This window comes from Pseudoduganella sp. UC29_106, assembly GCF_044055365.1.
In the GTDB taxonomy this organism is placed as follows: Bacteria; Pseudomonadota; Gammaproteobacteria; order Burkholderiales; family Burkholderiaceae_D; genus Rugamonas.
Genome location: NZ_CP171977.1, coordinates 5,374,432 through 5,389,506 on the forward strand (window position 1 = coordinate 5,374,432; position 15,075 = coordinate 5,389,506).

Here is a 15,075-nt window from a genome sequence, read left to right on the forward strand (position 1 = left end):
AAACCGCGCCCCGCGGGCCGGGAAAATCGCGGCGCAGGCCGCAGATTTAGTACAATAGCGGCTTTGTCCCCACTTTGGAATTGGTGCTTCATGAACCAGCTCGAGCAGCTTAAGCAATACACCACCGTGGTCGCCGACACCGGCGATTTCCAGTCGATCAAGGCCTACGCCCCGCAGGATGCGACCACCAACCCGTCGCTGATCCTGAAAGCCGTGCAGAAGGATGAATACAAGCCGCTGCTGGAAAAAGCCGTGCGCGACAACCCAGGCGCCTCCATCGGCACCATCGTCGACCACCTGCTGATCGCCTTCGGCACCGAAATCCTGAAATACGTTCCAGGCCGCGTGTCCACCGAGATCGACGCTGCCCTGTCCTTTGATACCGAAGGCAATGTTGCTAAAGGCCGCGAGCTGATCGCCCTGTACGAAAAGGCCGGCATCCCGCGCGAGCGCGTGCTGATCAAGATCGCCTCCACCTGGGAAGGCATCCGCGCTTCCGAGATCCTGGAGAAGGAAGGCATCCGCACCAATATGACCCTGCTGTTCTCGCTGTGCCAGGCCGTGGCCTGCGGCGAAGCGGGTTCCCAGCTGATTTCCCCGTTCGTGGGCCGCATCTACGACTGGTACAAGAAGTCCACCGGCACCGACTACCAGGGCGCCGAAGATCCGGGCGTGCAGTCCGTGAAGCGCATTTACAACTACTACCGCACCCACGGCTACAAGACCGAGGTGATGGGCGCTTCCTTCCGCAACACCAGCCAGATCCTGGAACTGGCCGGCTGCGACCTGCTGACCATCAGCCCGGACCTGCTGCAAAAGCTGGCCGACACCACCGGCGGCGTGGAGCGCAAGCTGAGCGTGGAAACCGCCGCCGCTGATGCGCCGGCCAAAATCGCCATCGACGAGAAGACCTTCCGCTTCATGTTGAACGAAGATGCCATGGGCACCGAGAAGCTGGCTGAAGGCATCCGCGCATTCGTGGCCGACGCGGGCAAGCTGAAGCAGATGATCGCGGCGCTGCGTTAAGCCGCCGACACGCAAGCACGGCGGATCAAAACGATCCGCCCTACGCTGTGTTGGACGTCATGCGACGGTGGCCCGATGCGACGTGATGCGTCCGCGTGGGCCAATCCGACGTGGTGCGCGCGTACCCGATGTGCGTAGGGCGGATCATTGATCCGCCGTGCGTGCGCTCACGCGGCGGTCTTTGATGACGCGGCCGCGCCCACCGTCCCCAGCAAGCCGGCCACCGCCAGCACATACCATAACGACAACGTCCCACCGACAGGGCTGATCAGCGCCGTCGCCTCCAGCACCAATCCCGCCGCCGACGCCACCGCCAGCACCAACAGCAGGCAGGACACGGCAAACGACAGCGCCCGGAAATTCCCCACCCTCGCCCCGGTTGCAAACAGCGTGTAACCGATGATGCTCAGCAGCGGGAACAGCACCCACAGCATCGCCCCGCTATTCATGGCCGCCAGTCCGAGCGGCACCAGCACCAGCACAATGCCGGCGAACAGGCCGAGCGCCAGCAGCAAACCACCCACGATAGCCAGGATCATCTTTGTTCTCCTACGGAAATTTTGTGACCAAGTGTCGGGAAACCATTTACAAAACGATACATTTGACACTGTTATACAATGCTCCCCTTGTCCCCTGCCCATAACCGAAACACGAGACATCCATGATACCCGTATCCCGGTACCTGCCCCTTGCTGCCGCCGCCCTTACCCTGACGCTCGCAGCCTGCGGTAAAAAAGAAGACGCCGCCAAAACCGCCCCTCCTCCTCCCCAAGTTTCCGTCATCACCGTCTCCACCGGCTCCCTCGCCATCACCGATGAGCTGCCCGGCCGCGTGGAAGCCTACCGCATCGCCCAGGTGCGCGCCCGTACCCCGGGCATCGTGCTGAAGCGCGTGTTCGAGGAAGGCGGCGACGTGAAGGCGGGCCAGGTCCTGTTCCGGATCGACCCGGCCCAGTTCCAGGCCACCTACGACAGCGCGGAAGCCGCCGTGGCGCGCGCCGAAGCCAACCTGGCCCAGGCCGACCTGAAGGTCAAGCGCTACAAGCCGCTGCTGGCCGCGCAGGCCGTCAGCCAGCAGGAATACGATGACGCTATCACCGCCCAGAAGCAGGCCAATGCCGACCTGGCAACGGCGCGCGCCAACCGCAAGACGGCCGGCCTGACGCTGGGCTACGCCACCGTGACCGCGCCGATTTCCGGCCGCGTGGGCCGCGCCCTCGTCACCGAAGGCGCGCTGGTGGGCCAGAATCGAAGCCACGCCGATGGCGCTGGTGCAGCAGCTCGACCCGATCTACGTGACCATCACCCAGTCTTCCTCCGAACTGCTGCGCCTGAAGCAGGCGCTGTCCAGCGGAAAGCTGAAGAGCGTGGGCAAGGATACGGCGCGCGTTACGCTGCAACTGGAAGACGGCACCGAATATGGCACCAGCGGCAAGCTGCTGTTCTCGGACGTGAGCGTGGATGAAAGCACGGGCTCCGTCTCCATGCGCGCCGAATTCCCGAATCCGAAACGCACCTTGCTGCCCGGCATGTATGTACGCGCCCGCCTGGAGCAGGGCGTGGACGAGAAAGCCATCACCGTGCCGCAGCAGGCCGTGGTGCGCAGCGCCGAAGGCTCGGCCGTGTTCGTGATCGGTCCGGACAACAAGGTTACTTCCCAGCCGGTGACGGCGGAAGAATCGCAAGGCAAGAACTGGGTGATCACTTCCGGCCTGAAGGGCGGCGAGCGCATCATGGTCGAAGGCTTCCAGAAGACCAAGCCGGGCGGCACCGTCACCCCTGTGGCCTGGAACGGCCCGCCCAAGGCCGCCATTGCCGGAGCCCCGGCTCCGGTAGCCGCCGCCACGGCCGGCGCAGCCCCCGCTCCCGCCAACGGCGCAGCCGCCAAATAACGGGGAGCCCTAATGGCAAAGTTCTTTATCGACCGCCCAGTCTTCGCCTGGGTGATCGCCCTCTTCATCCTGCTGGGTGGAGCGCTGGCGATCAAATTCCTGCCGGTGGCGCAATACCCGACCATCGCCCCGCCTTCCATCGTCGTCACCGCCAACTACCCGGGCGCCACCGCCCAGGTGCTGGACGACTCGGTCACCTCCGTGATCGAGCAGGAGATGAACGGTGCGGACGGGCTGCAATATGTTGAATCGGAAAGCACCGCCAGCGGCGGCGTGACGATCACCGTGACCTTCCAGCCGGGCACCAATCCGGACCTGGCTGCCGTGGACGTGCAGAACCGCATCAAGCGCGTGGAATCGCGCCTGCCGCAGGCCGTGATCCAGCAGGGCGTGCAGGTGAACAAGGCGCGCTCCAACATCCTGATGTTCGTCGGCGCCTATTCCGAAGACGGCCGCATGGACCCGAACGCCATCGGCGACTACCTCGCACGCAATGTGCTGAACGAGGTGAAACGCCTGCCGGGCGTGGGCCAGGCCCAGTTGTTCGGTACCGAGCGCGCGATGCGCATCTGGGTCGACCCGGCCAAGCTGGTGGGCTACAAGCTGAATATGGGTGATGTGACGGCCGCGATCCGGGCCCAGAACGCCCAGGTGGCATCGGGCACCGTCGGCGACCTGCCGAACCCGCGCGAGCAGACCTATAACGCACCCGTCGTGGTCACGGGCCAGCTGACCTCCATCGAGGAATTCGGCAATGTGATCCTGCGCGCCAATCCTAATGGCTCCACCGTGCGCCTGAAGGACGTGGCCCGCATGGAACTGGGCGGCGCCAACTACAATCTCAGCGCCCGCCTGAATGGCAAGCCCTTCGTGGCCATCGCCGTGCAGCAGTCGCTGACGGGTAATGCGCTGGCCACCGCCACCCTGGTGCGCAACAAGATGGACGAGCTGGCAAAGTATTTCCCGCCCGGACTGAAGTACACCATTCCCTACGATACCTCCCTGTTCGTGAAGATCTCGATCGAGGAAGTGGTCAAGACGCTGTTTGAAGCGGTGGCCCTGGTGTTCCTCGTGATGTACCTGTTCCTGCAGAACATCCGCTACACCCTGATCCCGACCATCGTGGTGCCGATTGCCCTGATGGGTACCTTTGCCGCGATGCAGGTGTTCGGCTTCTCCATCAACGTGCTGACCATGTTCGGCATGGTGCTGGCCATCGGTATCCTCGTCGACGACGCCATCGTGGTGGTGGAAAACGTGGAGCGCATCATGAGTGAGGAAGGCCTGTCGCCGCGCGAGGCAACGCGCAAGGCGATGAGCCAGATCACGGGCGCCATCATCGGCATCACGCTGGTGCTGATCGCCGTGTTCATTCCGATGGCCTTCTTCGGCGGCGCCGTGGGCGCGATCTACCGCCAGTTCTCGCTGTCCATGGTGTCGGCCATGGTGTTCTCGGCGCTGATGGCGCTGTCGCTGACGCCGGCCCTGTGCGCGACCATGCTGAAGCCGGTCGAGGCGGGACACCACCACGAGAAGCGCGGCTTCTTCGGCTGGTTCAACCGCAGCTTCCACACCACGGCCACGGGTTACCAGGGCTGGGTGGCGAAGATCCTGAAGCGCACCGGCCGCTACCTGCTGATCTACGCGGCCCTGCTGGGCATCGTGGCCTTCCTGTACGTGCGCCTGCCGTCTTCCTTCCTGCCGAACGAAGACCAGGGCTACATCATCACCAACGTGCAGCTGCCGCCGGGCGCTTCGCGCAGCCGCGCGGAAGACGTGCTGGCCCAGGTGGAAGCCTATTTCCGCAAGCAGCCGGGCGTGGCGCGCACCATTGCCGTCGCCGGCTTCAGCTTCTCCGGCAATGGCCAGAACGCGGGCCTGGTGTTCATTCCGCTGAAGGACTGGAATGAGCGCGGCCCCGAAGACACCGCCGAGAAGATCGCTGCACGTGGTCTGAAAGAACTGTCGGGCATCAAGGATGCGATCATCTTCCCTCTCAGCCCTCCGCCGATCCGCGAACTGGGTAACGCCACCGGCTTCACGGCGCGCCTGCAGGACCGCAGCGCCGGCGGCCACGAAGCCCTGGTCAACGCCCGTAACCAGTTGCTGGGCCTTGCCGCCAAGAGCGAAATCCTGGCCGGTACCCGTCCGGAAGGCCTGGAAGACGCCCCGCAGCTGTCGCTGGACATCGACCGCGAGAAGGCCAACGCCCTGGGCGTTTCCTTTGCCGACATCAATGCCACGCTGTCCACTGCCCTGGGTTCGTCCTATGTGAACGATTTCTCCAGCAGCAATCGCCAGCAGCGCGTGATCGTGCAGGCCGACCAGAACCGCCGCATGCAGCCGACCGACATCATGCACCTGTATGTGCGCAGCAGCACCAGCGGCAATATGGTGCCGTTCTCCGCCTTCGCCACTTCGCACTGGGTCCAGGGCCCGCTGCAACTGGTGCGCTACAACGGCTATCCAGCCATCCGCATCACGGGCGGCGCGGCGCCGGGCCGCTCCACCGGCGAGGCGATGGATGAACTGCTGCGCCTTTCCGAGCAGCTGCCGCCGGGCTTCGCCATCGAATGGACCGGCCAGTCGCTGGAGGAACGCCTGTCCGGCGCCCAGGCGCCGATGCTGTTCGCCCTGTCCATGCTGGCCGCCTTCCTGGTGCTGGCCGCGCTGTACGAGAGCGAATCGATTCCGGTAGCCGTGCTGCTGGTGGTGCCGCTGGGCGTGCTGGGCGCGCTGCTGGGCGCCCATATCCGCAGCCTGCCGAACGATGTGTACTTCAAGGTGGGCCTGATTGCGATCATCGGTCTGTCGGCGAAGAACGCGATCCTGATCATCGAGTTTGCCAAGGACCTGCAGGCGCAGGGCAAGGGCCTGATCGAGGCGACGCTGGAAGCGGTGCACCTGCGCTTCCGCCCCATCATCATGACCTCGCTCGCCTTCATCCTCGGCGTGCTGCCGCTGGTTGTCGCCAGCGGCGCCGGTTCCGCCAGCCAGCGCGCCATCGGTACCGGCGTGATGGGCGGCATGATCACCGCGACGGTGCTGGCCGTGTTCCTGGTGCCGGTATTCTTCGTGGTGGTACGCCGCATCTTCAAGGGCAGCGAACGCCAGCGCCGCCTTGCAGCACATGAACTCGATCTGCCGGAGGCCAAAGCATGACGAAAACTTCCCTCACCGTGCTGGCGGCAGCCCTGCTGTCCGCCTGCTCGCTGGCCCCGACCTACCAGCGCCCGGCAGCGCCGGTGGCCGAACAGTTCCCGGCAGCGCTGCCGGCCGGTGGCGCCACACCTCCCGGCCCGGTCACGGCCGGCCGCGCTGCCGTGGACATCGGCTGGCGCGAATTCTTCACCGACGAGCGCCTGCAGCAGCTGATCGCCACCGCGCTGGAAAACAACCGCGACCTGCGTACGGCCGCCCTGCGCATCGAGGAAGCGCGCGGCGCCTACCGCATCCAGCGCGCCGACCGCCTGCCCACGCTGAACGCCACGCTGAGCGAAACGCGCGGCCGCACGCCGGGCTTCGCCAACGGCACCGGCCAGTCCATGGTCGGCGAGCGCTTCGATGCCGGCGTCGGCATTTCCGCCTTCGAGCTGGATTACCTGGGCCGCGTGAAAAGCCTGAGCGATGCCGCGCTGGCGAACTACCTGGCCACCGACGAAGCGCGCCAGACGGCGCAAATCAGCCTGGTGGCCGAAGTGGCGAAGGCCTACTTCACGGAACGCGCCTTCGCCGAGCAATACGATCTGGCACAGCGCACCTATGAAGCCCGCAAGCGCACCTACGACCTGACAAAGCAGCGCATGGACGTAGGCGCTTCGTCGCTGCTGGACCTGCGCTCCAACGAGCAGCTGATGGAAACGGCGCGCGCTTCGGCCCTCGCCCTGGCGCGCCAGCGCGCCCAGGCCGAGAATGCATTGACCCTGCTGGTCGGCGCGCCGCCGAAGAGCGCTGCCGCCGGCAACATGGCCAGCGATGAGCAGATCGATGCGATGAGCGCCGTGCCGGAAGGCCTGCCCTCCGACCTGCTGGCGCGCCGTCCCGATATCCGCGCCGCCGAGCAGCGCCTGAAGGCGTCCAACGCGAATATCGGCGCCGCCCGCGCCGCCTTCTTCCCGCGCATTTCGCTGACGACGGCCATCGGCAGCGCCAGCCCGTCCTTCTCGCAGCTCTTCGACGGCGGCAACAGCACCTGGTCCTTCGTGCCGCAACTGACGCTGCCGATCTTCGATACAGGCCGCAACAGCGCCAACCTGGACGTGGCGAACGTGCGCAAGAACATCGCCGTGTCCGACTACGAGAAGACCATCCAGGTGGCGTTCCGCGAAGTGGCCGATGCACTGGCCGCGCGCAGCTACCTGGGCGACCAGGTGGCGGCGCAGCGCGCCGTGCAGGATGCCCAGGCCGAGCGCCTGAAGCTGCTGCAACTGCGCTTCGAGAACGGCGTGGCCAGTTCGCTGGACGTGCTGGATGCGCAGCGCGAGCTGTTCAGCGCCGAACAGGCGCTGGTACAGGCCCGCCTGCTGCGCACGACCAGCGCCATCGACCTGTACCGCGCCCTCGGCGGAGGCATGAAGTAAGTGGATTCGCCGATCAGCATCCGCCTGGGCGCAAGGGCGCGCCAGCGCATCGAGCGCGAAGGCTTGCAGGCGGCGGACATCGCCATCGTCCCCGCTGCCGCAGGCGGCCCGAAAGGGCTGATCCTGAGCGGCATCGACCAGTGGATGTTCGGTGAATGGTTCAGGAGCGCGCCGCGCAAGCGCAGGCTGGTCGGCGCTTCCATCGGCGCATGGCGCATGGCGGCGGCCTCGCTGCATGACCCGATCGCGGGCCTGCGCCGCCTGGCCCACCACTATGCGCACCAGACCTATCCGGAGAAAGTGGACGCGGCCTACGTCAGCCGCACCTGCCGCGGCCTGCTCGATGAAGTGCTGGAGGGACGTGGCGCAGAGCCGCTGTCCAATCCGGACTATCTGCTGTCCATCATCACGGTACGCGGCATTGGCGCCCTGGGCCGCACCCAGGGCAGCCGCTGGCGCGAAATGGCGGGCTTCCTGCGCGCTGCGGCCGGCAATGCCCTGTCGCGCAGCCGCCTGGCCGGTTCGATGGAGCGCGTGATCTTCCACGACCAGCGCGACGATGCCGCATGGCTGCGCGAGCGCTTCGACGCCTTCGCCACGCACTTCGTCGGCCTCGCCGGGAACAATGTGCGCGATGCGCTGCTGGCATCCGGCTCGATCCCGCTGGTGCTGGAAGCGGTAACCGGCATCGCCGGCGCACCGGAAGGCGCTTACTGGGACGGTGGCCTGATCGACTACCACCTGCACCTGCCCTACCAGCGCGACGCAGGCCTGGTGATGTATCCGCACTTCACCGACCACATCGTGCCCGGCTGGCTGGACAAGTCCATGCCATGGCGCCGGGCCAGGGATGCTGCGGTGGAAAATGTCATCCTGATATCGCCCTCCCCTTCCTTCCTCACCCGCCTGCCGAATGGCAAGCTGCCCGACCGGGCGGACTTCAAGCATTACGGCCAGGATCACGGCGCGCGCATCCGCGACTGGACTGTTGCCATCGGTGAAAGCGAGCGCATGGCCGAGGCGCTGGCGCGCTGGGCCGAGAAACCTGACCTGCGGCAGGCATCGCCGATTTAACTGTTGCGCTCGCGCAACTCTACTACCCGGCTATGCGCCTCGCTGGCGCATACTAGCGTGACCATTACAAAACGCCTTCGCTGGGGATTAGAGAGATGAAAAGTTTGTCGCAAATGCGTATCGGAACCCGGCTGGCCGCCGGCTTCGGCATTGTTCTTCTGATATCGGCCTTCGCTACCGGTTATGCGCTGATCCATTCGCGCGGCACCGCCGAGGCCACGCGGGCCATGATGGATAAGCCGCTCGCCAAGGAGCGCATCGTGGCCGACTGGTATGTGCTGATCTATTCGGCCATCGCCCGCACAGCCATGATCGCGCGCAGCAGCGACGCGGACTTGCCTACCACTTTTGCCGATGTAATTGCCGACAGCACCAAGCGCGGTTCGGCGCTGATGAAGAGCATCGATGAGCTGATCGAAACGGACCAGGAACGCACGATCTACAAGGCCGTGGTGGACCTGCGCGGCAAGTACCAGGAAGCAAAGAACCATGTGATGGACGCGCGCAAGAAAGGCGATGCGGAACTGGCCGAGCGCCTGTACAAGGATGAATTCGCGCCCTCCGCGCAGGCTTACCAGGACAAGGTGAAAGAGTTGCTGGTCCTGCAGCGCAAATCGATCGACGATACCGCGGCCGCCATCGACAAGGCGAGCGACCGCAATACCAAGCTTCTGCTGACTCCGGGCGCCCTGCTGCTGGCCTTCGGTGCATGGGCGGCGTGGATGATCTCGCGTAGCATCACCGTGCCGCTGAATTCCGCGCTGGGCATTGCCGACACGGTAGCCAGGGGCGACCTGACAACGCGCTTCGATGAAGAGACGACGCGCGATGAAATCGGCGACCTGATGAAGTCCCTGCGCGCAATGAACGATGCGCTGCGCCGCGTGGTCAGCGAAGTGCAGACGGGCACCGGCTCGATTGCCAATGCGTCGCAGGAAATCGCAGCCGGCAACCTGGATCTGTCGGCACGCACCGAGGAGCAGGCCAGCTCGCTGGAGGAAACGGCATCCTCGATGGAGGAACTGACTTCCACCGTGCGCCAGAATGCGGACAATGCGATGCAGGCGAACCAGCTGGCACAGGCGGCTTCGGACGTTGCAGCACGCGGCGGCGATATCGTAAGCCAGGTTGTGGACACCATGGGTTCCATCGACGCGTCTTCACGCAAGATCGTGGACATCATCGGCACCATCGACGGCATCGCTTTCCAGACCAATATCCTGGCGCTGAATGCGGCGGTTGAAGCGGCGCGCGCCGGAGAACAGGGTCGCGGCTTTGCCGTCGTGGCCTCCGAAGTGCGCAACCTGGCGCAGCGCTCGGCCGCGGCGGCCAAGGAAATCAAGGAACTGATCGGCAATTCGGTCGAGCAGGTGAATAATGGCACGGCGCTCGTGCAGCGCGCGGGAACGACGATGGACGAGGTGGTGTCCTCCGTGCGGCGCGTGACGGATATCATGGGCGAGATCACCTCCGCATCCCGCGAGCAGAGCGTGGGCATCGATCAGGTCAATGAAGCGATCGGGCAGATGGATACGGTGACGCAGCAGAACGCGGCGCTGGTCGAGGAAGCTGCTGCGGCGGCGGCCAGCATGCAGGAGCAGGCGGCAAGGCTGGCGGAGGTGGCGGCGAGTTTCAAGCTGGGCGACGCGGGCTTCGCGCCTGCCGCCCGCGCCGATCGCCCCGCGCGTCAAGCGTCCGGCAACGCCGGCGCGCCGCGCAATCACTGCAGCGCCGCGGCCAGCGCCGGCAGCCGAGCCGCGTGCGCCTGGCGTCGAGCGCCGCAAGCCGGCGACCGTCAATGATGAGTGGGAAGAATTCTGACGCGGGCGACGCATACAAGGCGGGTCAATGACCCGCCCTACGCGCTTCGATCCGCACACACGGCGGGTCAATGACCCGCCCTACGCTCTACCGATTCGCGTAGGGCGGATGATCTGATCCGCCGCCCACGCGGCCCCAAACGCGAGCCGTTATGCCAGGAACATCTCCTGCAAATCGTTCAGGAACCTCTGCCCCAACTCAGTCGGCTTGATCAGCTGATAATCGCGGTACAACAGGCCCTTCGCCTCAGCGGCGTTAAGGGCCTTTTCTATGGCATTCATCGCCAGGCCGGTGCGCTCGGAGAACAGATTCGGTTCGAAACCATCAACCAGGCGCAGTGCGTTGAGCATGAACTCAAAGCCCATCTCGTCGCGTCCAATCTCGCGTTCCTCCTGCACCTGGCTGCCCGCCTTCACCGCATCCATATAGGAACGCGGATGCTTGTGGCGTGCCTGGCGCAGCACGCGGTGCGGGAAGGACAGCTTGGAGTGCGCACCGGCGCCGATACCGAGATAATCGCCGAACTGCCAGTAATTCAGGTTATGGCGCGCCCGATGTCCCGGCTGGGCGTACGCGGACACCTCGTAATGCCCGTACCCAGCCGCGCCGGTCAGGTCGGCGATCATGTCCTGCATATCGGCCGAGGTATCATCGTCCGGCAGCGCGGGCGGATACTTGGCGAACAGAGTGTTAGGCTCCATCGTCAGGTGATACAAAGACAGATGCGGCGGCGCAAACGAAATCGCGGTTTCGATATCCTGGCGCGCTTCGGCCAGCGACTGCTTCGGCAGCGCGTACATCAGGTCCAGGTTGAAGTTGTCGAAGTTGGCCTGGGCGATTTCCACCGCGCGGCGCGCCTCGTTCGAATCGTGGATGCGGCCCAGCGCTTCCAGGTGCTCACTGTTGAAGCTCTGGATGCCGATCGACAGGCGATTGACGCCGCTGGCGCGGTAGGACTTGAACTTCTCAGCCTCGAAGGTGCCGGGATTGGCTTCCATCGTGATCTCGGCTGCGCCATCCAGCGGCAGCAAGGAGCGCAGGTCGGACATCAGCTGGTCCATGCCCGCGGCAGACATCAGCGAAGGCGTGCCGCCGCCGATGAACACCGTGTAGATCTTGCGGCCCCAGATCAGCGGCAGCGACATTTCCAGGTCGGCGCGCAGGGCGGCCAGGTATTCCTGTTCCGGCACTTCGCCCTTGGCCTCGTGCGAATTGAAATCGCAATAGGGACATTTGCGCACGCACCAGGGCCAGTGGATGTACAGCGACAGCGGCGGCAGCGCCGACAAATTCAGCGCGCCCGGCTGCAGGTATTGCGCCGCCACGCCGGCGGCAGTGTCTATGGTCCGGGTAGCGCTCTTGCTGCCCACCGGTTTAATCGGAATCATTTTTTCAGCTTCTCTACCAGTGCGCGCAAGGCCTGACCGCGGTGGGACAGGCGGTTCTTCTCTTCGGACGGCAGCTCGGCCACATGCTTGCCCAGCGAGGGAATCAGGAAGAACGGATCATAGCCAAAGCCGTTTTCGCCGCGCGCCTCGGCGCGGATCTCGCCATCCCAGCGGCCGTCCGCAATGATGGGCTGCCGGGTCGTCCGCATGGCGCACGTAGACCAGCACGCAGTAATAATAGGCGGACTTGTCTTCAAACGCTTGCAGGTCATCGATCAGCTTTTCGCTGTTGCGGGCGTCCGACTTCGGTTCGCCCGCGTAGCGCGCCGAATACACGCCCGGCGCCCCGTTCAGCGCAGTCACGCAAACGCCCGAATCGTCGGCCAGCGCCGGTAGGCCGGTCTGGCGCGATGCATGGCGCGCCTTGGTCAGTGCATTTTCGACAAAAGTATGGAACGGCTCCGGCGACTCCGAGACGTTGAATTCGCCCTGCGGATGGACCGTGAAGCCAATGGTCGAGAGCAGCTCATTGAATTCCTTGAGCTTGCCCTGGTTGTTCGATGCGAGAACGATGCGTTGAGTCATGGATAATCCGGCAATTCGTTGGTGACAGCCCGCCATTGTAATCCTACGGCACCAGCAGCGCTTGAATCTCGGGCTTCTGGTAATTCTCCAGGGTGACCATGACCGCGTCTGTCAGGATGGTCGGCTCCCTGATCGCGGCGCCGCGGACGGCGGCAACAGCGGCTTTCATGGACAGATAGCCCATCTGGCGCGGATTCTGCACCACCAGCGCATTGATTTCCTGTTTCGCGAGGCCTTCCAGCAGGAAATCGGAGGTGTCGAAGCCGATAAATTTCTTTTTGCCGGCAAGGCCCATATGCCGCAATGTCCGCAGCACGCCGTCACTGGACGATTCATTGACGGCGAATATGGCATCGACGTTCGGATATTTTTCCAGCAAGCCCGCCGCGCTGCGCGCCGACTTGCCGCGCGTGCCGCCACCATATTCGTCGGCCACGATGACCATGTCCGGCGCTTTCTTCTTCAGGTAATCGACGAATCCGTTGGCGCGCTCATTGGTCGAGCCACTGCCGACATTGGTGCGCAGCACGGCCACCGTGCCTTGCCCCTTCATCAGGGTGGAGAGGCGCTCGGCCGCCATCCTGCCGGCCGCGTAATTGTTGGTCGTGATGAAGTTGACGTGGGCATTGCCGTCCAGCGCGGAATCCACCGCCACGATCTTGATCCCCAGCGCCGCGGCCTGCCGCACGGGCTCCGCGAGGCGCGCATGGTCGGTCGCGGCGATGATGATGGCGTCAATGTCGGGTTTCGAATAGATGCGCACGATATCGATCTGTGAATCGATATCGTCGTTGTAGGCAGCACCGCGCCAGGTCAGGTTCACATGCCCGTCTTCCTGCACCGCCCGTTCCACGCCCTGTCGCATGAAAGTCCAGAAGTCCTGGTCGCGCGCCTTCGGTACGAAGACAATGTTCAGGTCCCGGGCAAAGGCGGGACACACCGCAAACGCGATGCACACCAGCAGGAGCGGGATCCACTTTTTCATGGTTGCCCATTTTACTCCCGCTGCGGCGCGCGTCCGCTTAGCCGGCGGCCAGCCCCAGGGCCTGCTTTTGCCGACCGATCAGGTTCTCGATGCCGGCCTGCGCCAGGTCCAGCAGGCGGTTCATGGCCACGCGATCGAAGGCAGCCCCTTCGGCGGTGCCCTGCACTTCTACGAAGGAGCCGGCGTCGGTCATGATCACATTCATATCGGTGTCACAGTCCGAATCCTCCAGGTAGTCGAGATCCAGCACCGGCACGCCCTGATAGACACCGACCGAGATCGCGGCCACAAAGTGCTTGATGGGCATGGCCGGAATCGCGCCGGACGCCACCAGCTTCGAAAACGCGTCGTAAGCCGCCACCATGGCGCCCGTGATGGACGCGGTGCGGGTGCCGCCATCGGCCTGGATCACGTCGCAATCCAGGTGCAGCGTGCGCTCGCCGAATGCCTGCAGGTCGAAAGCTGCGCGCAGGGAGCGGCCGATCAGGCGCTGGATTTCCTGGGTGCGGCCACTCTGCTTGCCCTTGGCCGCTTCGCGGTCCATGCGCGAGTGGGTGGAGCGCGGCAGCATGCCGTATTCGGCCGTCATCCAGCCCTGGCCCTTCCCTTTCAGGAAACCGGGCACCTTCTCTTCGATGCTGGCGGTGCAGATCACTTTCGTGTCGCCGCACTCGATCAGCACGGAGCCTTCGGCATGCTTGGTGTAGTTGCGCGTGATGCGGATCTCGCGCAGCGCATCGACCGGGCGGCCGCTTGGGCGGGTAACAGAAGTCATGAAAATCCTATTTGAGTATTTGGGATGATTTTTCGATGGCGCCGCGGATTTCCGCAATCGCCTTTTCAATTTCGTCGTCGTCGAACACGTCCACCCCGGACTTGCCGTGGATGGTGGTGCTGACCAGGTCATCGGGCAGCGCCTCGGTCGAGATCACAGTGGACGAGACCTGGGTGGAAGTGGGCGCACTATCCGTGACCAGGCTGCCCTGCCACATGATGGCCAGGGCGGTCACGTTGTCGCTGGTATCGCCGGCCCGGCGCAGCGCGGTGGACAGCATTTCCGGCACGGCGCGCACCACCGTCTGGCTGGACATGGCCTGCACCAGTTCCTCGTCCGGCAGCATGGACCACAGCCCGTCCGAGCATAATAACAGGGTATCGCCGGGCAGCAGGCTGGCGCGGCCCGAGATGTCCACGCGCGGAACCGTGTTCGCGCCGACGCAGTTATACAGCTTGTTGCGGTCCGGATGCGTGGCGCGGGCGGACGCCGGAATCTGGCCCTTCTCGATCATGTTCTCCACATGCGAGTGGTCGCGCGTGCGTCCGTGCACCTGGCCATTGCGTATCCAGTACAGGCGCGAATCGCCGCAGTGCGCCCAGGTGGCCGTGTTGTGCTGCACCAGGCAGGCCACGATGGTCGTGCGCGGCGACTCCGGCATATTGTTGGCCGCCGTGTAGCGGTGGATTTCGCGATGTACGGCGTGGAAGGCATCCTCCAGGAAGCGCTCCGGCCCCTTCACATAGGGCGTGGCCTGCTGCTGGAACATGGTGGACAGCACCTGGGTGGCGATGGTGGCGGCGATTTCGCCTCGGGCGTGGCCGCCCATGCCATCGGCCAGCACCAGCAGCAGCGCGTCGCGTGTGAAGCTGTAGCCCATGCGGTCCTGGTTGACCTTGCGGCCGCCGATATGCGTTTGCTGATAGACGGAGAATTGCATGGCCAGCCT

General features: G+C 64.7%; 10 protein-coding genes and 2 pseudogenes. 6 read left to right on the forward strand and 6 right to left on the reverse strand.

The window, feature by feature from the left end:
* Positions 1-90 precede the first annotated feature (90 nt).
* Positions 91-1,026: a transaldolase gene (gene tal / locus ACHMW6_RS26930; RefSeq protein ID WP_395401478.1), complete on the forward strand. Its 936-nt coding sequence runs from the start codon at positions 91-93 to the stop codon at positions 1,024-1,026.
* A 167-nt stretch (positions 1,027-1,193) separates the two neighbouring features.
* Here the strand turns inward: tal and ACHMW6_RS26935 are convergent, their stop codons facing one another.
* Positions 1,194-1,565: a hypothetical protein gene (locus tag ACHMW6_RS26935; protein ID WP_395401480.1), complete on the reverse strand. Its 372-nt coding sequence runs from the start codon at positions 1,563-1,565 to the stop codon at positions 1,194-1,196.
* 122 nt (positions 1,566-1,687) lie between these two features.
* Between ACHMW6_RS26935 and ACHMW6_RS26940 the strand changes: the two are divergent.
* The 5 genes and pseudogenes from ACHMW6_RS26940 to ACHMW6_RS26960 all read left to right on the forward strand — a co-directional run bounded on the left by ACHMW6_RS26940 (position 1,688) and on the right by ACHMW6_RS26960 (position 10,374).
* Positions 1,688-2,918 (forward strand): annotated as a pseudogene (locus ACHMW6_RS26940) (efflux RND transporter periplasmic adaptor subunit).
* Between the two features lie 12 nt (positions 2,919-2,930).
* On the forward strand, positions 2,931-6,080 hold the full coding sequence (locus ACHMW6_RS26945; RefSeq protein WP_395401482.1) for an efflux RND transporter permease subunit: 3,150 nt from the start codon (positions 2,931-2,933) through the stop codon (positions 6,078-6,080).
* Complete coding sequence (locus ACHMW6_RS26950; protein WP_395401484.1) at positions 6,077-7,498, forward strand: efflux transporter outer membrane subunit; 1,422 nt, start codon at positions 6,077-6,079, stop codon at positions 7,496-7,498. Before ACHMW6_RS26945 ends, ACHMW6_RS26950 begins: the two co-directional genes overlap by 4 nt.
* The gene (locus ACHMW6_RS26955; RefSeq protein ID WP_395401486.1) at positions 7,499-8,572 is read left to right on the forward strand and encodes a patatin-like phospholipase family protein; all 1,074 of its coding nucleotides are present in this window, start codon (positions 7,499-7,501) and stop codon (positions 8,570-8,572) included.
* 113 nt (positions 8,573-8,685) lie between these two features.
* Positions 8,686-10,374, forward strand: coding sequence for a methyl-accepting chemotaxis protein (locus tag ACHMW6_RS26960; protein ID WP_395401488.1), 1,689 nt, complete (start codon positions 8,686-8,688; stop codon positions 10,372-10,374).
* A gap of 168 nt (positions 10,375-10,542) precedes the next feature.
* Here ACHMW6_RS26960 and hemW read toward each other — a convergent pair whose 3' ends face one another.
* The 5 genes and pseudogenes from hemW to ACHMW6_RS26985 all read right to left on the reverse strand — a co-directional run bounded on the left by hemW (position 10,543) and on the right by ACHMW6_RS26985 (position 15,066).
* Positions 10,543-11,781, reverse strand: coding sequence for a radical SAM family heme chaperone HemW (gene hemW / locus ACHMW6_RS26965; protein WP_395401490.1), 1,239 nt, complete (start codon positions 11,779-11,781; stop codon positions 10,543-10,545).
* Positions 11,778-12,366: pseudogene (rdgB, locus tag ACHMW6_RS26970) on the reverse strand (RdgB/HAM1 family non-canonical purine NTP pyrophosphatase). Before rdgB ends, hemW begins: the two are co-directional and overlap by 4 nt.
* Before the next feature lie 43 nt (positions 12,367-12,409).
* Positions 12,410-13,351, reverse strand: a complete 942-nt coding sequence (locus ACHMW6_RS26975; protein ID WP_395401493.1) for a substrate-binding domain-containing protein — start codon at positions 13,349-13,351, stop codon at positions 12,410-12,412.
* A gap of 37 nt (positions 13,352-13,388) precedes the next feature.
* Positions 13,389-14,126, reverse strand: a complete 738-nt coding sequence (rph, locus tag ACHMW6_RS26980; protein ID WP_395401495.1) for a ribonuclease PH — start codon at positions 14,124-14,126, stop codon at positions 13,389-13,391.
* 7 nt (positions 14,127-14,133) lie between these two features.
* Entirely contained in the window at positions 14,134-15,066 is a 933-nt protein-coding gene (locus tag ACHMW6_RS26985; RefSeq protein WP_395401497.1) for a PP2C family protein-serine/threonine phosphatase, read from the reverse strand.
* Positions 15,067-15,075: the final 9 nt, after the last annotated feature.